General features: G+C 63.0%; 14 protein-coding genes. 4 read left to right on the forward strand and 10 right to left on the reverse strand.

What is annotated here, in order from left to right:
• Window positions 1-71: 71 nt before the first annotated feature.
• The 4 genes from F6V30_RS04710 to F6V30_RS04725 form a co-directional block, all read right to left on the reverse strand.
• Entirely contained in the window at window positions 72-1,253 is a 1,182-nt protein-coding gene (locus F6V30_RS04710) for a methyl-accepting chemotaxis protein (RefSeq protein ID WP_151126608.1), read from the reverse strand.
• A 127-nt stretch (window positions 1,254-1,380) separates the two neighbouring features.
• Window positions 1,381-1,929, reverse strand: coding sequence for an AmmeMemoRadiSam system protein A (amrA, locus tag F6V30_RS04715; RefSeq protein ID WP_151155422.1), 549 nt, complete (start codon window positions 1,927-1,929; stop codon window positions 1,381-1,383).
• 8 nt (window positions 1,930-1,937) lie between these two features.
• Complete coding sequence (gene def, locus F6V30_RS04720) at window positions 1,938-2,444, reverse strand: peptide deformylase (RefSeq protein WP_151155424.1); 507 nt, start codon at window positions 2,442-2,444, stop codon at window positions 1,938-1,940.
• 3 nt (window positions 2,445-2,447) lie between these two features.
• Complete coding sequence (locus F6V30_RS04725; protein WP_151155426.1) at window positions 2,448-3,008, reverse strand: glycine cleavage system transcriptional repressor; 561 nt, start codon at window positions 3,006-3,008, stop codon at window positions 2,448-2,450.
• Between the two features lie 114 nt (window positions 3,009-3,122).
• Here F6V30_RS04725 and F6V30_RS04730 point away from each other — a divergent pair, with 114 nt between their 5' ends.
• A complete protein-coding gene (locus tag F6V30_RS04730) occupies window positions 3,123-5,135 on the forward strand; it encodes a molybdopterin-dependent oxidoreductase (protein ID WP_151155428.1) in 2,013 nt (670 codons plus the stop codon).
• A 149-nt stretch (window positions 5,136-5,284) separates the two neighbouring features.
• Here the strand turns inward: F6V30_RS04730 and F6V30_RS04735 are convergent, their stop codons facing one another.
• The 5 genes from F6V30_RS04735 to F6V30_RS04755 form a co-directional block, all read right to left on the reverse strand.
• On the reverse strand, window positions 5,285-5,662 hold the full coding sequence (locus F6V30_RS04735) for an endonuclease domain-containing protein (RefSeq protein WP_151155430.1): 378 nt from the start codon (window positions 5,660-5,662) through the stop codon (window positions 5,285-5,287).
• 113 nt (window positions 5,663-5,775) lie between these two features.
• On the reverse strand, window positions 5,776-7,686 hold the full coding sequence (gene selB, locus F6V30_RS04740; protein ID WP_151155432.1) for a selenocysteine-specific translation elongation factor: 1,911 nt from the start codon (window positions 7,684-7,686) through the stop codon (window positions 5,776-5,778).
• Between the two features lie 50 nt (window positions 7,687-7,736).
• Complete coding sequence (locus F6V30_RS04745) at window positions 7,737-8,441, reverse strand: response regulator transcription factor (protein WP_151155435.1); 705 nt, start codon at window positions 8,439-8,441, stop codon at window positions 7,737-7,739.
• Between the two features lie 13 nt (window positions 8,442-8,454).
• On the reverse strand, window positions 8,455-9,390 hold the full coding sequence (locus tag F6V30_RS04750; RefSeq protein WP_151155437.1) for a sensor histidine kinase: 936 nt from the start codon (window positions 9,388-9,390) through the stop codon (window positions 8,455-8,457).
• A gap of 1 nt (window position 9,391) precedes the next feature.
• On the reverse strand, window positions 9,392-10,312 hold the full coding sequence (locus F6V30_RS04755; protein WP_151155439.1) for a metal ABC transporter substrate-binding protein: 921 nt from the start codon (window positions 10,310-10,312) through the stop codon (window positions 9,392-9,394).
• Between the two features lie 98 nt (window positions 10,313-10,410).
• Between F6V30_RS04755 and F6V30_RS04760 the strand changes: the two genes are divergently transcribed.
• On the forward strand, window positions 10,411-10,899 hold the full coding sequence (locus tag F6V30_RS04760; RefSeq protein ID WP_151155441.1) for a hypothetical protein: 489 nt from the start codon (window positions 10,411-10,413) through the stop codon (window positions 10,897-10,899).
• Between the two features lie 98 nt (window positions 10,900-10,997).
• On the opposite strand, the gene F6V30_RS04765 is transcribed toward F6V30_RS04760, so the two are convergent.
• On the reverse strand, window positions 10,998-13,505 hold the full coding sequence (locus F6V30_RS04765) for a helicase C-terminal domain-containing protein (RefSeq protein ID WP_151155443.1): 2,508 nt from the start codon (window positions 13,503-13,505) through the stop codon (window positions 10,998-11,000).
• A 332-nt stretch (window positions 13,506-13,837) separates the two neighbouring features.
• Here F6V30_RS04765 and mtnA point away from each other — a divergent pair, with 332 nt between their 5' ends.
• Both mtnA and glnE read left to right on the forward strand, forming a co-directional pair.
• Window positions 13,838-14,878 carry an S-methyl-5-thioribose-1-phosphate isomerase gene (gene mtnA, locus F6V30_RS04770; RefSeq protein ID WP_151155445.1) on the forward strand — a complete coding sequence of 347 codons (1,041 nt, stop codon included), beginning with the start codon at window positions 13,838-13,840 and terminating at the stop codon, window positions 14,876-14,878.
• Window positions 14,879-14,881: 3 nt separating this feature from the next.
• The gene (glnE, locus tag F6V30_RS04775; RefSeq protein WP_151155447.1) at window positions 14,882-18,052 is read left to right on the forward strand and encodes a bifunctional [glutamate--ammonia ligase]-adenylyl-L-tyrosine phosphorylase/[glutamate--ammonia-ligase] adenylyltransferase; all 3,171 of its coding nucleotides are present in this window, start codon (window positions 14,882-14,884) and stop codon (window positions 18,050-18,052) included.
• Window positions 18,053-18,056: the final 4 nt, after the last annotated feature.

Raw genomic sequence — 18,056 nt, forward strand, 5'->3', positions numbered from 1 at the left:
ATCGACTGGATTTCCATTCCAGGCTCGTGGCAGAACTGCTCGAAAAATGGTCGCCCTGGGTATAAACGTGGCTAGGAAAGTTTAAAGCGGTTTACCATCTGCTGGAGTTCCGCGGCCGATGTGGCCAAGCCGGAGGCGGCCGACTCCGTCTGCTCAGCCCCGGAGGCGGCCTCGCTGATGACGCGGGTAATGAGATGCATGTTCTCGGTTATGGCCGAGGTGGTTGTGGACTGGCCGGTGGCGGCGGTCGACACCTGGGACACCTGGCCGTGGAGGACGCCGATCTGGCGGAGGATTGCGCCAATGGCCTCGCACGAGTGGCGTACCCCTTCGCCACCTTCGCGTACGCTGCCTGAGCTCTGCTCCATGGAAGAGACCACGTTTCCGACATCCTTCTGGAGAGCGTCAATAATGGTCTGAATCTCGCGGGTCGCCGACGTGGTCCGCTCGGCGAGGCTGCGCACCTCGTCGGCGACCACCGCAAACCCGCGTCCCTGCTCGCCCGCCCGTGCCGCTTCAATGGCTGCGTTCAGGGCCAGCAGGTTGGTCTGGTCGGCGATGTCGCCGATGGTGGCCAGGATGTCGCCGATGCGCGTCGAATTGTCCCCCAGGGATTTTACCGCCTCGGTGGTCTCGGTGATTACCCCCTCGATGGCCCCCATGGTTCCGGACATGCCGGAAATGATCTGTTCCCCCTCCCGTGACACCTGCTCCGCCTCCCTGGCCATGTCGGACATTTCGAGGCATCTGGTGGATATGTCCGTGCTCGCGGTCGCCAGGTTATCGACTGCGGCGCTGACCGAGGCGGCCTGGGTGGCGGCGCTTTCGGTGCCGTCGGCGATGGTTGCGGAGGTCTGCCGCAGCTGCTCCGAGGAAGCGGCGATCTGGCCCGACGTCGTCTGGATCCCCATGACGATTCCCCGCATCGAGTGCTGAAGTTCCCGAAGGGAACGCAGTATGGCGCTCACCTCATTGTTGCGTTTGATCTGGATATCCCGCTGCAGGTCGCCGGTGGCCATTTCCTTGAGATAGCCAATGGTCCTGTTGATGGGCGAGGTGATGGACCAGATGTTGATCCCACTGAACAGGGTGCCGAGAATGGTGAAGAGGATGACGGCCAGGGATGTGGCCGAGAGGGATTGGGTCTGGCCGACCGCTCCGGCTGCGATGATGCAGAAACTGTAGCATATGCAGAGGATGATGATGCGGACGCGGATGGTCAGGTTAAGATACATGTTCCAGAGAGTTTTCATTGAACGTCCCCATTCTGTGCAATGTTTGGACCGCGTGCCGGCGTAGTGCATCGGCTCAGGGATATCCCCTGACGACATGCCACGGGTCCGGATGGTGCGATTCAGCCCCTGGTAAACCGCTTCGCGATTACTGCTCGCCGAACACCAGGGCGCTAAAGATATAGATGTCGCACTCCTTCTGCCAGGCGTTCTCGGGCAGACCGGCCTTGATGCAGGTATGTTTCAGGAAGGTGTCCCGATCCCAACCGTATTCGGTGGCCACCTGGGGGAGCAGGACGCCCCGGTAGCTGTCCTTGACGATATAGAGGCCGTGTTTCCCCACCTGGATCTGGTCGGCCGACGTGATCTTCTCCAGGGGGGAGAGTACCGATATCTCAAGGTTGAAATCGTCCAGGTCCTGGGGTTTCATGGGGTAGAAGCGCGGGTCGCGGGTCGCGGCCGACACGGCCATCTCCTGCACCAGACTGGAGAGCGGCTTGTCCGAGACGAAGTTGCCGATGCAGCCGCGCAGGCGCTCCTGCTGCTTGATGGTCACGAAACAGCCGTTTTCGCAGGCGAGCCCCTTCGAGGGGGGCCCGACCGGGGGGACCTGCCCGGTGGCCACATAGGCGACGATGGTGTCGCGGGCAATCTTCAGCAGTTCCTTCCGTTCCTTTTTGGTCAAAAGTTCCGCCATAACGCCTCCTACCTGTAGTTCTTGCGCCGGAACAGTCCGGTCTTCAGGCTGACGATCCGGTCCAGAAACAGGATGCCGTCCAGGTGGTCCATCTCGTGCTGGATGGCCACCGCCTCGAATCCGGTTGCGGTGATGACCCGCTCCGTTCCCCCCGGCTCGTCGTACCTGACCGTGATCTCGGTGGCCCGTTCCACATCCCCGGTATAGTCCGGCACGCTCATGCACCCCTCGCGCATGACGGCGGTGCCGCTCCGGGCCGTAATCTCCGGGTTGATCATGCACAGTTGGCCGTGGTTGTTCTCCTTGCCGTGCCGGCTGGCCGACACGTCCACCACGCAGACCCGCAGGGTGACGCCGATCTGGGGCGCCGCCACCCCGACCGACCCCGGCCCCTCGCGCATGGTGTCCAGCAGATCCCGGATCAGGTCATGTATCTCGTTGTCAATGGTTACAACCCGGTGGCAGAGTTTCTTGAGCACCGGGTGCGGATAACGCAGGATAGGTTGAGTTGCCATAGGTCAGAGGGCCACCGGCGTAACCACCCGCACGCCGATTTCCACGTTCAGCTCCTTTTTCAGATCTCCCAGCAGCGCTTCAAGCTCTTCAGGGGTTTGCCCGTCCGGCAGGGCCGCTTCCAGCATCATCACGTAGACCGGCTCGTCGTCCGTGCCGATCAGTTTGGTATTCAGGTCCGTGATATTGACGCCCCGCTCCGCCAGTTCATTGGTCACGCGGTAGACGATGCCCGGCTGGTCGGCTCCGTAGACCGAGATCAGGCAGATCTCCCCCGGGGTTTCCAGGCGGGCGATCTCGTCGGCCTGGAGGGTGCGTACGGCCAGGGACATGCCGAGCCCATCGCAGACCGGCTTCAGTTCGTCGTAGAGGCGGCTCTTGCTGAACGGCTTTACATGGGATACGATCAGGATCACGGCAAACTCGCCGGCCAGCATGGTGCAACTGGAGTCGGCGAGGTTGCACCCCAGGCGGAAGAGCGCTGCGGCAATGCCGGAAACGATGCCGGTGCGGTCCTTGCCGACAACGGATACGGCATAATGCAGGATGTCAGGCTGCGGTGTCATATAACCCCCCTCGGGATTCGGTCATGGTCTTCGTGACGGAATCGAATTTGGTCTGCACAAGAAAGAAAATCCAAGTATAATATTTTATCCCGCATATCAGGAAGGAAAATCTCCATGAGCCCCAACATTGTTCGCTCCGTCTGCCCCTACGATTGTCCCGACACCTGCGGTTTGCTGGTGGAGGTGGAGGATGGCCGTGCCGTGCGTGTTGCCGGCGACCCCGCCCATCCCGTGACCCGCGGCCTGCTCTGCCCCAAGATGCATCACTACGAGCGTACGGTCCACTCGCCGCGCCGTCTGGCGACTCCGCTGATGCGCACCGGTCCCAAGGGGGAGGGGCGTTTCGAACCTGTTTCGTGGCCGGAGGCGATCGAGCGCATCTGCACCTGTTGGAAGGGGCTGATCGCCAGCTACGGGGGTGAATGCGTCCTCCCCTATTCCTATGCCGGCACCATGGGGCTGGTGCAGCGGAACAGCGGACACCCTTTCTTCCACAAGCTGGGGGCCTCGCGCCTGGAACGGACCATCTGCTCCCCGGCCAAGGATGCGGGATGGAAAGCGGTCATGGGGGACACCCCGGCCATGGAACCGGGGGAGGTGGAGCAGAGCGACCTGGTGATCCTGTGGGGGATCAACGCCAGCGCCACCAGCATCCACGCCATGCGGGACGTCCAGGTACCCCGGCGGCGCGGCGCCCGGGTGTGGGCCATCGACACCTACCGCACCCCCACCTGCGAGGCGGCGGACGAGGCCTTTATCGTGCGTCCCGGCGGCGACGGCGCCCTGGCCCTGGGGATGATGCATGTCATGGTCCGGGACGGCTTGGCGGACCATGATTTTATTCGTGATAACGTCCTCGGCTTCGAGGAGTTCGCCGCAAAGGTGCTCCCCGAGTGCGCCCCGGAGCGGATGGCGGAGGTCTGCGGCCTGCCCGCCGCTGTCATCGAACGCCTGGCGCGGGAGTTTGTGGCTGCAAAGGCCCCCTTCGTCCGTCTGGGGAGCGGCCTCTCCCGCTACGGCAACGGCGCCATGACCGTCCGCACCATCGCCTGCCTCCCCGCCGTCAGCGGGGCCTGGCAACGTCCCGGCGGCGGCGTGTTCCCCGGCACCTCCACCGGCGGCGCCTTCCCCCTGCACCGGGTCACGCGGGAGGAATTCATGGAACGGCCGACGCGCCTGGTGAGCATGAACCAACTGGGGAGCGCGCTGACCGAACTGGACGACCCGCCCATCATGTCCCTCTACGTCTATCACTCCAATCCGGCCGCCGTGACCCCGGATCAGAATGCGGTCATCAGGGGGCTCGAGCGCAACGACCTGTTTACGGTAGTGCACGAGCGTTTCCTGACCGATACGGCCCGCTATGCCGACATCGTCCTGCCGGCCACCACCTCCCTGGAACAGCCGGACCTGTACCGCTGTTACGGCGGCTACCACAGCCAGCGTTGCGGGGCGGCCCTGCCGCCGGTGGGGGAGGCCAAATCCAACTGGGAGGTGTTCTCGCTTTTGGCGGCCGGCATGGGGTGGGACGAGCCCTTTTTCAGGCTGTCGGCCGACGACCTGGTGGAACAGCTGCTGGACTTCGACACCCCCTGGCGGGACCGGGAGACGACCCGGCGCCTGCGCCAGGGGGAGCCGGTGTTGCTGACGCCCCCCTCGAATCCCAAAGGCGACTGGAAGACCCCCTCGGGCAGGATCGAGATCCTGAACTCCCGGGAGTCGGAGCCCCTGCCGCGCCTGCTCCCCACCCATGCCGCAGGGGACGGCTTTCCCCTGCGCCTGCAGCCGGCCACCACCCCCTATGCCCTCAATTCCAGCTTCTACGAGCAGGACGACCTGCGGGAGAACCAGGGAACCGTGGCGTTGCGGATGCACCCGTTGGATGCGGCTGGGCGGGGGTTGTGTGACGGCCAACGGGTGACGGCATACAATGGGCTTGGCGAGGTGGCATTTGTTCTGCGGGTTACGGAGATGGTTCCGGCGGGGACCGTGGTCACGGAAGGGGTCTGGTGGCGGGAGTTCTGCCCCGGCGAGCGGGGGGTGAACGCCCTGACGTCCCAACGCCTCACCGACGGTGGCCGGGGGAGCACGCTGTACGATGTGGCGGTGGAGGTGCGGGGGGCGTAAGCCCCCTCGGCCACGGTAAAGGCCCCCTCATCCGCCCCTACGGGGCACCTTCTCCCTGAGGGAGAAGGGTCAAATTTTACCCTCGCCCACCGGGAGAGGGTGGCCGAAGGCCGGGTGAGGGGAAAACGCAGGAGTTGGCCTTGCCGCATTCAGGAATTGTGTGATTGAGAATCAACTGAGAGAGCAAGCGCCCCATGCAGCGCTTCAAGAACCATCTCGGTATTCCGCAATACGTCATTATTCCAGAAACGTAGAACTTTTATTCCCGCCCCTTCAAGCTCTTTCGTCCGCTCGCAGTCGTAGGTTGCCTGCTCCTCTGTTGCATGCCCCCCACCGTCAAGTTCAACGGCAAGCCTGCACTCATGGCAATAAAAGTCGAGGATGTACCCGCTTATCGGATGCTGGCGACGGAATTTGAAGCCACAAAAACGCCGATCCCGCAGCAACATCCAGAGTAGATTTTCTGCGTCGGTATGTGTCCCCCTCAGTTCTCGGGCGAATTTGAGAATGTGGCTGGGCACAGCCATGATAGGCTCCCCTCATCCGCCCCTCCGGGGCACCTTCTCCCTGAGGAAGAAGGGTATAAATCTGACCCTCGCCCACCGGGAGAGGGTGGCGCGGAGCGCCGGGTGAGGGGATTCTACCTCTTCCGCAGCACCCGTTTGTCCCCCACCCGGATGGTGAGCTTCTCGCTGTCGAAGTATTCCAGGAGCGGGATGAGGTACTTGCGCGACAGGCCGGTCTGTTCCCGGTATTCGGGCGGGGTGATCTCCCCCTTGGCCTGAAGGAGTGCCACCAGCTTCTCCCGCAGGCCGTCCAGGGCCGGGGCGGCGTAGAACAGATCGCTGGAGATGCGCACCGCCTCCCCCTTCCTGATTAGCAGGGCCAGGTTATCGCGCACGCCCTTTTCGTCGCAGCGGAACCGTTCCATGATCTCCTTGATGGTCGGCGGCTCGCTCCCCTTCTCTCCCAGGAACGTTGCGATCTTCCCGGCCAGGCTGTCGCCGGCAGGTGAGCTCTGCACAACCCGTCCGACCGGTTTGACGATGTCCCGTTCCAAGAGGAGGGTGCCGTCCCGCTCCATGGCCGACAGCAGCGGGGTGAAGAAACGCTGGTCGCTCCTCTTGGGCAGGCGCGTTTTCAATTCCTCCTTGCCCATTCCCTCCCTGAGCGGATTGGCTGCCAGAAAGGCGGTGACCTCCCCCAGCAGGCCGCTTTTCAGGGCCGCAAACGCCTCCCGTGACAGGAAGGTGCGGGGTTCCCGGATCACCTGAAGGACCTCCCCGGAGGAGAGGAGCCCGGCCAGGGCTGTCTCGGCCGCTTTGCGCGGGATGCCGGAACGGAAGAGGATCTCCTCGAAGGCGATCCCCGAGAGCAGGCTTTGGTTGACGAGCAGGGCGCAGATGCGCTGGTGCTCCTCGCTGCCCAGCACCCCCAGCAACTGGAGCGCCTCGTCGCTGCGCCGGCGGCGGCGGGGAGGAAAGGGGTCCAGCACCACGCCGCCCCCCACCGTGGTGGCGGGAGAGGCGACCCGCAGGATGTAGCTGTCCCCCGGCAGCAGCAAGGCCGGTTCCTTGAGGCGCAACTGCACGAACGCGCTCTCCCCCGGCAGCAGCGTGTCCCGGTCCAGCAGGATCACCTGGGCCGGCACCTCGTAGGTGGCGGAATGGAGCCGCAGGGTGGCGCGATGTTTCAACTCCCGGGGCGCCGAGGCCAGGTGGTCCAGGCGCGCATCCACCGTCCGGGTCGCCCGGAAGATCCCCCGCGGTACGAGCACGTTGCCCCGGTGCACCTGATCCAGGTCCACGCCCTGCACGTTCACCGCCAGGCGCTGTCCCGCCATCCCGGTATCGACCTTGCTGCCGTGGGCCTGGATGCCGCGCACCCGCCCCTCCCGGCCCGAGGGGAGCAGTTCCAGTTCGTCGCCCACCCTGATCTCGCCCGAGAGCAGGGTGCCGGTCACCACCGTGCCGAAGCCGGCCATGGTGAAGACCCGGTCCACCGGCAGGCGGAAGTGCCCTTCACGCCGTTTTTCCGCGCTCAGTTCCGCCAGTCTGCCCAGTTCTGCCTTCAGCGCACCCAGCCCCTCGCCCGTGCGCGCCGAGACCGGTATGATCGGCGCGTCTTCCAGAAAACTGCCGGCCGTGAATTCCCGCACCTCCTCGGTGACCAGGGCCAGCCACTCCGGGTCCACCATGTCCCGCTTGGTCAGGGCGATCAGTCCGCTCTTCACCCCCAGAAGCCGCAGGATGTCCAGGTGCTCCCGTGTCTGGGGCATGATCCCCTCGTCGGCGGCGATCACCAGCATGACCAGGTCCATCCCCCCCACGCCGGCCACCATGGTGCGCACGAATTTTTCGTGGCCCGGCACGTCCACGATGCCGAAGCGGATGCCGCCCGCCAGTTCCAGGTGGGCGAATCCCAGCTCGATGGTGATGCCGCGGGCCTTCTCCTCCTTGAGACGGTCGGTGTCGATGCCGGTCAGGGCCTTGACGAGCGAGGTCTTGCCGTGATCGATGTGCCCGGCGGTGCCGAGAATGAGATGTTTCATAGGGGGTTCCTTCTTGCATTCATCCCTGGGAAGGGGTGATGAGGGGGAGACTATGCCTGCCGGCTGAAGCGATACCCCACCCCGCGCACGGTCTGAAAATGGATCGGTTTGCCGGGGTCGGGCTCGAAGTACCTGCGCAGGCGGACGATGAAGTTGTCCAGGGTTCTGGTCTCGGTGTCGCTGGTGTAGCCCCATACCGACTGGAGCAACTCGCCCCGCGGGATGATCTCTCCCTCCTTCTGGAAGAAGAGCGCGAGGACGCGCACCTCCATCTCGGTCAGGTCGATCTCCCCCTGGGCGGTGCGGGCGCGGTAGGAAAGCGGGAACACCTCGTTGGCCCCGAAGCGGTACCCCTCCTCCACCGGGTCGGGGCGATACCAGGACGACCGGCGCAGCATTCCCTTCACCCGCAGCAAAAACTCCATCAGGTTGAACGGTTTGGTCAGGTAGTCGTCGGCCCCGTTCTCCAGTCCTTCCACCCGGTCGCTATCCTCGGAGCGGGCGGTCAGCATGAGAATCGGCACGCGCGGGTCCAGTTTGCGCACGGCGCGGCAGACCTGGAAGCCGTCCATGCCGGGCAGCATGACGTCCAGGATGATCAGATCGAAATGTTCCACCTCCAGGGTGACCAGCGCTTTTTCGCCCGAGTCGAAATGGCTGACGCGGCAACCCTCCTCCTCGAGGTTGAAACAGATGCCGCGGGCCAGGTGGATCTCGTCCTCGACAAGCATGATGTGGGGTTTATCGTTTGTCATACTCTGCATATCCTCAAGCAGCGGGGATTTTGATGGTAAAGGTGCTTCCTTTGCCAAGCCCTTCGCTTGTTACGCCGACCGTTCCGCCGTATCCCTTGACGACCGACTGGACGATATAGAGCCCCAGCCCGGTCCCCCGCACATATTCGTCGGTCTGGCGGACGCGGTAGAACATCTCGAAGATCTTTTTCAGTTCCTTATATTCCAAGCCACGCCCACAGTCCCTGACCGAGAGAATGAGATGAGCCCCTGCTTTGCTGAGTGTCACGGAGATATCGGGGGACTCGGGCGAATAGAGTTCGGCGTTTTCAAAAAGATTGCGCAGAACCATGCCCATTTCTTCGGGATCGACGGAGGCCTTGAGCCCCGCCTCGGTTTCCAGGGAGATCGTCCCCCCCTGGGCCAACCTGCTGCGCTCCCGCTCCACATGCTCTTCCAGGAGCGTCGAAATATCGGTCAGGCGCCGCTCGGGCGGTTTGCGGCGCTGTTCCAGGCGCGCCGCCATGAGCAGGTTGTTGATCAGGTAGTGCAGGCGTTCCGTATCGGCCAGCATGGTGCCCACGAAGTTGTCCAGTTTTTCCTCGGACGGCCGTCGCAGGCGGATGGTTTCGAGGTGGAGCTGGATGGAGGCCAGGGGCGATTTCAACTCATGGGTCACCTGGGAGATGATGTTACGCTGCTGGGCGTAAAGGTTCGACTGGCGGTTCCAAAAGTGGAAGATGACGTACACGCCGACCAGGATGGCCACCAGCATGACCAGCCCTTCGACCATGACCGGCCAGTTGTACCCCTGGCCCAACAGCTCCGGGCGGTATTTCTCCGCCAGTTTGCGAAACTCGCGGTGCTTGCCGATGAACCAATAGATCCAGCAGACCACCAGGGTGATCCAGACCACCTGGACGGCGATCAGCGCCATGACCGGATTCAATATGCGTCGAAGGAGTCGCATGTCAGTGGAACGCCATGAGCAGTTTTCTGATGTTGACCTGCATCAGTTCAAGATAGTTGCCGCTCATCATATCCGGATGTTCGTTTCCCATCACACCCAGGGGCACCAGGGTGGCGTCGATCCTTTTGGCGATCTGGGTGAGCGGCCGGCTAGGGGGGCGGTGGTTGCGGAAAATCAGGTGCACCCCCGCCAGCCTGCCCCTGGCGATCATCCGCGACACCCTTTCCGCGCTGATCTCTGCCCTCTCGTCGGGCACGACCACCTCCACAGGCGCCAGGCCGTAGCGGTTGAAGAAAAAGCTCCAGGCCCCGGTTTGGGCCATAAAGGGTTTGGGAGGCATCTGCGCCAGCAGGGCCCCGGTTTCGTTATCCATCTTTGAAAGTTCAAAGAAGAGGCGGCGGGAATTGCGCTTGAATTCCGCTGCCCGCGCGGGGCGCAACTCGACAAGGGCCTGCAATACGGCGGGCGCGATGCGGTCGCGGACGATCCGCGGGTCCAGCCAGACGTAGAGTTGCGGGATGGAGGGGCCTCCGGCACCGGCCGGTTCCCGCGACCTGGCGAAGCGGTTCGCGATGGCAAGATCTTCCTGGCGGGCGGCGTTGATGACCGGTACCCTTGCGCCGATCGCCGCAATGAGGCGGTCGCTCCAGGGGTCTCCCCCCTCCCCGATACGGATGACCAAGTCCGTGCCCCTCATCTTTGCCAGGTACCCTTCGCGAAAGAGGTATTCGGAGGGGTATATGCCGGGCGCCAGGACGGTGGACACCACCACCTGTCGTCCGCCGATCTTGCGGACAATGTCACTCAAAGGAGATACCGTGCCGACCACCCTGATCGGCCCATCGGCCGCCGAAGCGGCAAAGGGGAGAACGGTAAGCCAGAGGATCACGACCGTGATCGTTCTGAGCGATGTTACCACCATCTGACAGCTCCTTATGAAGGCTTGCGTATAACCGTGTTATTCTGTTATAAACTCAGGGCGCCGCCAACGCAATCCATTATTGCCGCCGGGGAGAATAAATGACCATGCCCAATCCCGATGTGAAGCGGGTTCACCGCACCATGATTGTTTACCGCGTTGTCCAGGTTGTGCTGATTGCCCTGTTGGGATATATGGCGTTCAATTTCCAGAGGCTCTTTGCCCTGCGCGGCCGGCCGGACCAATTCATAACCAGTATCGTCGCCGCCATCGTGGCCCAGTTGATCCTGATCTATCCGATTTACCGGCTTGCCTGGCGCGACGCCGGGATCGAGATTGAGGGGAGCGTGCCCGGCCTGTCCAGCGAACAACTGGCCGCGTTGCGTAAGAGACGCCTGATGGGCGACCTGTGGAAATCCTGCGCCGTCATCTTTTTTCTCACCTTCGTCGTCCTGGCCCCCGATCAGGCAAAGGCGAAGGCGGCGCCGTTGGTGCTTTCCTGTACCCTGTTCTCGTTTCTCTTCGCCTGCCTGTCCTACTTCCAATGTTTTAATTTCAGTGTCAGGAAGCGTCTGAAACAGCCGGAGTGACAGGGATGCCCTGAGAAGGGTCGCGGCGGCGATATCGCCAAGTGGTATCCCCTTGCCGTGCGCAGCAACCACCTTGCGCGGTGGAATCGGCTGCGCCCTTACGAGACGGGCTCGCCAAAAAACGCCGCCATTTTTCTGAAGACCTCCTCCGTAGTACCTTTCACCAGCGCCGTATCGGGCAGAGAGCGCAGAAAAATCCTGCCGTAATTCTTGGTGGTCACCCGCCGGTCGAGGATCAGCACCGCGCCGCGGTCATCCCTGCTGCGGATCAGGCGGCCGAACCCCTGGCGGAATTTGATGACCGCCTGGGGCACGGAAAATTCGCGGAACGGATCGCCGCCGGCGGCCTGGATCTGTTCGGTGCGGGCCTGTTGTACCGGCTCGGTCGGCACCTGGAAGGGGAGCCGGGCGATGATCACCAGCCTGAGCGCCTCCCCCTTGACGTCCACCCCCTCCCAGAACGAATCGGTGCCGAACAGCACGGCGTTGTTCTCTTTGCGAAAGCGGGAGAGCAGGGCATGGCGACCGGTTTCCCCCTGCTTGAGGGCCGTAAGCCCCCGTCTGGCCAGTTCCGGGGCCAGGGCGCCGTGGACGCGGTTGAGCAGGTCGTAGGAGGTGAACAGGATAAAGGCCCCCCCTTTCGAGATGGTCACGGCTTGCAGGATGCGTTCCTCCAGCGCCTGGCGAAACCCGGGCGCGGTCGGCTCGGGCATGTCCTCCGGGATGCCGGCGAAGACCTGGGAGGCGTAGTCGAAGGGAGAGGCCAGGCGCAGTTCTCCCAGGCGCTCGGGCGCCAGAAGGCCAAAGCCGGTACGTTTCTTCAGGTAGCCGAAATCGCCCCCCACGGTCAGGGTGGCGGAAGTGACGATGATGGTCTTGATCCGGTCCAGGATGGTCTCCTTGACCTGGCCCGAGATATCCAGCGGGGCGGCGCAGAGACGAGCCTGCACGCCGCGGTGGCCGGAACGGGCCTCGATCCAGCGGCAATAGCCTTCGGCATCGGAGGTGAAGAACAGGAGGCCGTCGGCCATGGCCTGGAGGCGCCCTTCGATGCCCCCGGCATCCAGCAACTGGTCGGCCATCTTCTCCCGCAGTTTGTCCGGTAGGTCCTCGCAACGGCGCAACAGGCTGCGCAGGGCCGAGGTGTAGTCGTTCACCGCATCGGCCAGAGCGTGGGCCCGCCCTCGGCATTCCTGCCAGAAAGCGCCCTGTTCCAGGGCCGGCGTGATCCGCAGCTTGCGCTCCCGCCCCCCTTCGCCCCCCGCCTCCCGCTCAACGGCCAGGGCCAGCCAATCCATGCTCTGCTCGGTCAGGCCGGTCAGGTCGTGGGCCTTGGGAAGCAGGTGGCTCTCAAGCAGGGCCGACAGCTCGGTATAGAGCGCCTCCATGGTGTCCGGCAGATCCCGGGCCAGGCGGGCGGAGATGATGGTCAACAGGCCACTGCGGTTGGCCTTCGGGGGGACCAGCCGGTACAACTGGCGCAGGATACCGCCGCGGGAGATTATCAGGGAGAGGTGGTTGGTGGCCACGTCCTCCAGGTGATGCCCTTCGTCGAAAATCAGGCGGGTGAAGGGAGGGAGGATGGCGGTGGCGTCGTAGCCGGTCTCCTTGCGCAGGACAATGTCCGACAGCAGGAGGGCATGGTTGACCACCAGCACCTTGGCGGCCGAGGCATCGCGCCGGGCCCGGTAGAAGAAACAGCGGTTGAAATGCTTGCAGCGGGAGCGGCTGCACTGGTCCGCCTCGCAGCAGACCTCCTCCCAGGTGCCTTCCCGCGGGGTGAAGGCCAGGTCGCTGCGGCAGCCGTCCTGGCAGCTTTTGCTCCATTCGATGATGGCGGTCAACTCCGCCGCCGCCTCGTCCGGGAACAGGGAGGGCTCGGCCTCGGCGTTTTCCAGCTTGCGCAGGCAGGCATAGTTGCCGCGCCCCTTGACCAGCACCGCCTTGAATTCCAGCGAGGAGTTGCGCGCCAGAAAGGGGAGGTCCTTGCGGATCAACTGTTCCTGGAGGTTGATGGTATTGGTGGACACCACCACCCGCTGGTTGTTGCGCACCGCCCAGAGGATGGCGGGCACCAGGTAGGCCAGGGATTTGCCGGTTCCGGTGCCGGCCTCCACCAGGACCACCCGGTCGCGGTTGAACGCCTCGGCCACGGCAAAGGCCATGTGCACCTGTTCGTCCCGCTGCTCGTACCCCTTGAGGTGAGCCATCATGCCGTCCGGCGCAAAGACCCGGGCGATCTCGTCCAGGGAGAGCAACTCCCCCTTTTTCTCGGTAAAGGGGGATACCACCTGATAGCAGCGCGTGCAACCGTTGTCGATGATCGCGAAACCGATCCCCTGGTTGCCGGCCACCGAGGCGATGTCCATGTCGGCCCCGGAGGGGGTCAGATCACCGGAGGGGTGGTTGTGAATGACCACGTCGCCGCAGGCCGCACGGGTGAGGATTGCCGGTACGGCCTGTTTGCTGCCGCGGGCGATGGCCTCCACCTCGAAAACGATGCCTTCGAGATCGGCCCGGCCGATGAAAAAGACCTCGTTGCCGGCGGCCGCCTCTATCTCGTGGCGCATCAGCAGCAACGCGTCGTCGCTGAAATATTTGTGCATTGGTTGTGTGTGCTTCTTTCGTGCTGGTCGGGGTGCCGGAAGGATGCCGCAGATCTTCTTGAGAGTTTAGCAGCGCTGCCGGGGAGCGGCAAGGAAAAAGGGTGCGGTGCCCGGTTGAAATGATTGCCTGAGTCCGGGCCTCCGTGATACATATATCAAGCGGTTGCACTATTGTACTAACAGGCTGTTGAAAAACTGAGGTTGTTCAAAAATAGTCAGATCGTCGCACCCGCAGGAAGTCCTGAGGAGGCGTAGCAGCGCTACGCCGCACGAAAGGGCTTTCGAGGACGGCGTCGAGATGGCTGTTTTTCAACAACCTAAAGGAGCTTTGTATGTCCTTCCGCACCATTGAGTGGCGTGACAACGCCGTGATCATGATCGACCAGACCCGGCTGCCGGGGGAAGAGGTCTACACTACCTATGAGGATTTTAAATCCGTGGCCGAGGCCATCAAGGGGATGATCATCCGGGGAGCCCCGGCCATCGGTGTTGCGGCGGCCATGGGGGTCGCCCTGGGGGCGCGGGAAATCATCGCCGATACCCATGAGTCCTTTTTCCGCCAGTTGGAGAACGTCTGCGAGATCATGGCCCGCACCCGTCCCACGGCGGTCAATCTGTTCTGGGGCATCGAGCGCATGAAGCGGGTGGCCGAGGCCCACCGCGGCAAGAGCCTCGATCAGATTCGGGAGGCGCTCAAAAAGGAGGCCATCCGTATCGAGGAGGAGGACCTGACCATCTGCCGCAATATCGGCAAATGGGGCGCCACCCTGATCCCCCAGGGGGCTACGATCTTGACCCACTGCAATGCCGGAGGCCTGGCGACCGCCGGCTACGGCACCGCCCTGGGGGTGATCCGGGCCGCCCATGAGGCGGGCAAGGATATCAAGGTTTTTGCCGATGAAACCCGCCCCTGGCTGCAGGGGGCTCGGCTGACCGCCTGGGAGTTGGTGAAGGAGGGGATCCCCGCCACCCTGATCTCCGACAACATGGCCGGGTTTTTCATGAACCGGGGCGAGATTACCTGCTGTGTGGTGGGGGCCGACCGGATCGCCGCCAACGGTGACACGGCCAATAAGATCGGCACCTATTCGGTGGCCGTGCTGGCCAAGGAGAACAACATTCCGTTCTATGTCGCCGCGCCGCTCTCGACCCTGGATCTCTCCCTGAGCGACGGCAGCCGGATTCCCATCGAAGAACGCCCGAGGGACGAGGTAACCCACATCAAGGGTATTGCCATCGCCCCGGCGGGGGTCAGTGTGCGCAACCCTGCCTTCGACGTTACCCCGGCCCGTTACATTACCGCCATCATCACCGAAAAAGGGATCGTCAGCGGTGATTACCTCTTCGGGCTCAGAAAGGCCGCGGGTATCTGACCTATGCACGTGGAACGTTTTTCCCATGAGTTCAGCCGCATCATGGGCCTTGCCGACCAGGGGGACCGGGCACGGGCGCTGGCCTCCTTTCTGGAGTTCCACGGCTATCTCCACGGTGAGCGTTCGGCAGAAAATACCATCCTGTCCGGGGCGCACCTTTCCGTCGATGCATTGCACCGCATTATTGTCGGCTCGCTTTTGACCCCCGTGCCCGACATGGCGCTCAACGCCTTTGAACGCCTGACCGCCGTCATCCCCACCCAAGACCTGGCCGAAGTAGCCCAGCGCCGAAAGCGTCTGGGACAATTTATCCAGGTGTGCGGTTCCTCCCCGTTCCTGGTCAACCTGATGTATAAGACCCCCGCCACATTCCGCTGGCTGTTTCTGGAGAACGCCGTCGATCTTGCCCGCAAGGATGGGGAGATGCTGGCCACCCTCCGCTCCCGGGTGGATGAGGGAACCGATTTCACGGAACTGCTCAGGGTGCTGCGCTGTTTCAAACGGGCCGAGATCCTGCGGATCGCCGCGCGCGATCTGAACGGCCTGGCCTCCCTGGAGGAGGTGACCGGCGAACTTTCCTGCTTGGCGGCCGCGTCGCTGCAGGTGGCCTACGAGGTCTGCCGCCGTTGCCTGATCCGGGAGTACGGCGTCCCTCTGGTTGAGGGCGAAGACGGCCTCCGGGAAGCGGAGATGACCGTGATCGGCATGGGCAAGCTGGGGGGGAATGAACTGAACTTCTCCTCGGACATCGATATCATCTATTTTTATGAGTCGGACCGTGGAGAGACCAGTGGCATAGAGAATGGCCCCGGTGTGAGGAAGGGGGTGGTCTCCCTGCACACCTTTTTCAACAAGCTGGGGGAGATGATCAGCAAGGCGCTCTCCCTGGTTACCGAGGACGGCTTCGTCTTTCGGGTGGACGTGGGGCTGCGACCGGAGGGCAAATCCGGCGATATGGCGATTTCCCTGCGTTCTGCGGAGATCTACTACGAATCCTGGGGCCAGTCCTGGGAGCGTACGGCCATGCTCAAGGCGAGGCCGGTGGCCGGTTCCCTGGAACTGGGCAATCAGTTGCTGAAGCTGCTCCAGCCGTTCGTCTACCGCAAATACCTCGATTACAACCTGATCGAGGATATGAAGAACATGAAGCAGAAGATCGATGCCTCCCTGGCCCGCTCCATGGAGGGGGAGGCCAACCTCAAGCTGGGGCGTGGGGGGATACGGGAGATCGAGTTTTTCATCCAGGCTCTGCAACTGGTCTATGCCGGCAAGAATCCCCATCTGCGGGAGCGTAATTCGCTCAAGGCGTTGGACACCCTGCTGGCGGCGCACCTGATCACGGACGACGACCATCGCAGACTTTCCGAGGCCTACCGTTTTCTCCGCACGGCCGAGCACCGTATCCAGGTGGTTCAGGAGCGTCAGACCCATAATCTCCCCGCCAAAGAGGAGGAGTTGGAGGCCCTGGCCCGCCGCTGCGGTTTCCTGCGCCCCAACGGCCCGGAACGATTTATGGAAACCCTGGAGGAACATCGCAGTAACGTCTCCTCCATCTACGGCAACCTGTTCCTTTCCCGCGACGAGAAGCTCAAACAGGATGTGGACCCCAAGGTGCTCCTTTTCCTCGATGCCAAGGCCGATCCCGACCTGGTCAAGGATATGCTGGCCGAGCGCCGTTTCGAGGACGTGGAGCGTGCCTACGAGAACCTCCAGGCGCTGCGGCGCGGCCCTGAGAGCGGCAACCTCACCGAGCGCGGCCGCCGCACCCTGGAAAAGATCGCTCCCCTGCTGTTACAGGAGATCTTCCTGTCGCCCGACCCCGATATGGCCCTTGCCAACCTGGAACGTTTTCTGGCCATCATCGGCACCCGCTCCTCCTACTATGCCCTGCTGGCCGAAAATCGTGAGACGCTCAAGCTGCTGGTCTCACTGTTCGGCATGTCCGAATTCCTCTCCAAGATCCTGATCAGCCACCCGGAGCTGCTGGACAGCATGGTGGCCCGCAGTTATGCCTCCACGCTCAAACCGAGGGAGATGATGGACCGGGAACTGGTGGGCCTGCTGGAGCGATCCGACTATTTCGAAGAACAGTTGGACGTGCTGCGGCGATACCGCAACGAGGAGTTCCTGCGCATCGGCTTGAACGATATCCACGGCAAACTGGGCCAGGGGGAGGCCACCGCCCAGTTGACCGTGCTGGGCGAGGCCTGCCTGGGGGCGGCCTACCGCTTGGCGGTGCAGGACCTGAAGCGTTTCGGCCGCCCGATGTTCCGCTTCGAGGGGAACGATGCCGAGGCGTCCCTGGCGGTGATCGCCATGGGCAAACTGGGGGGGGGCGACCTCAACTATCATTCCGACCTGGACATCATCTTCGTCTATGATCGCCAGGGTACGACGAACGGCGAGAAACGGATCTCCAACCACGAATACTTTGCCAAACTGGCCCAAAAGATCATCTCGATCCTGAGCATGCAGACCCGCGAGGGATATGTGTACAAGATCGACACCCGCCTGCGACCGTCGGGCAACGCCGGTCCACTGGTCACCTCCCTGGATTCGTTCCTGGAATATCACCGCAAGGAGGCGCAGATATGGGAACGCCAGGCGCTTACCAAGGCACGGGTGGTGCTGGGAAACGATAGCCTGGGGGTCCAGTTGCACGACGTGATCCGCCATACGGTCTACGGGACCTCGATCGATGACGAGGGACGCCGCGAGATCCATCGGCTGCGGATGCGCATGGAGAACGAACTGGCGCGGGAAAAGGACGGCAGCTACAATATCAAGACCGGCCGGGGCGGCATCGTCGACGTGGAGTTCGTCACCCAGTATCTGCAACTCAAGTACGGGTGCCGGTATCCTGAACTGCGCACCACCAGTACCTTGGTGGCCCTCAGGGAGATCGGGGGGCTGGGCCTTGTGCCGGAAAACGGCGCCGAGGTGCTGCTCTCCGGTTTCACCTTCCTGCGCAAGCTGGAAAATCGCCTGCGCATCATCCACGACTACTCGGTGAACGATCTGGCCGGGTCGAAAAACTACCTGAACAAGCTGGCCCGGCGCTTGGGCTATGATCCTGCCCTGAAAAACCCGGGCGCGGCGCTGATCAGCGATTACGAGGAGACCACCGGGAAAATCCGGGACTGCTATGCCCGGATTCTGGGCGAATTGGCGTAACAAG

Source organism: Oryzomonas sagensis, assembly GCF_008802355.1.
Lineage (GTDB): Bacteria > Desulfobacterota > Desulfuromonadia > Geobacterales > Pseudopelobacteraceae > Oryzomonas > Oryzomonas sagensis.

Bases quoted from the DNA above. Each gene is read 5' to 3' on its own strand.
- F6V30_RS04710 (WP_151126608.1), bottom strand. From the start codon at position 1,253: ATGAAAACTCTCTGGAACATGTATCTTAACCTGACCATCCGCGTCCGC.
- amrA (WP_151155422.1), bottom strand. From the start codon at position 1,929: ATGGCGGAACTTTTGACCAAAAAGGAACGGAAGGAACTGCTGAAGATT.
- def (WP_151155424.1), bottom strand. From the start codon at position 2,444: ATGGCAACTCAACCTATCCTGCGTTATCCGCACCCGGTGCTCAAGAAA.
- F6V30_RS04725 (WP_151155426.1), bottom strand. From the start codon at position 3,008: ATGACACCGCAGCCTGACATCCTGCATTATGCCGTATCCGTTGTCGGC.
- F6V30_RS04730 (WP_151155428.1), top strand. From the start codon at position 3,123: ATGAGCCCCAACATTGTTCGCTCCGTCTGCCCCTACGATTGTCCCGAC.
- F6V30_RS04735 (WP_151155430.1), bottom strand. From the start codon at position 5,662: ATGGCTGTGCCCAGCCACATTCTCAAATTCGCCCGAGAACTGAGGGGG.
- selB (WP_151155432.1), bottom strand. From the start codon at position 7,686: ATGAAACATCTCATTCTCGGCACCGCCGGGCACATCGATCACGGCAAG.
- F6V30_RS04745 (WP_151155435.1), bottom strand. From the start codon at position 8,441: ATGACAAACGATAAACCCCACATCATGCTTGTCGAGGACGAGATCCAC.
- F6V30_RS04750 (WP_151155437.1), bottom strand. From the start codon at position 9,390: ATGCGACTCCTTCGACGCATATTGAATCCGGTCATGGCGCTGATCGCC.
- F6V30_RS04755 (WP_151155439.1), bottom strand. From the start codon at position 10,312: ATGGTGGTAACATCGCTCAGAACGATCACGGTCGTGATCCTCTGGCTT.
- F6V30_RS04760 (WP_151155441.1), top strand. From the start codon at position 10,411: ATGACCATGCCCAATCCCGATGTGAAGCGGGTTCACCGCACCATGATT.
- F6V30_RS04765 (WP_151155443.1), bottom strand. From the start codon at position 13,505: ATGCACAAATATTTCAGCGACGACGCGTTGCTGCTGATGCGCCACGAG.
- mtnA (WP_151155445.1), top strand. From the start codon at position 13,838: ATGTCCTTCCGCACCATTGAGTGGCGTGACAACGCCGTGATCATGATC.
- glnE (WP_151155447.1), top strand. From the start codon at position 14,882: ATGCACGTGGAACGTTTTTCCCATGAGTTCAGCCGCATCATGGGCCTT.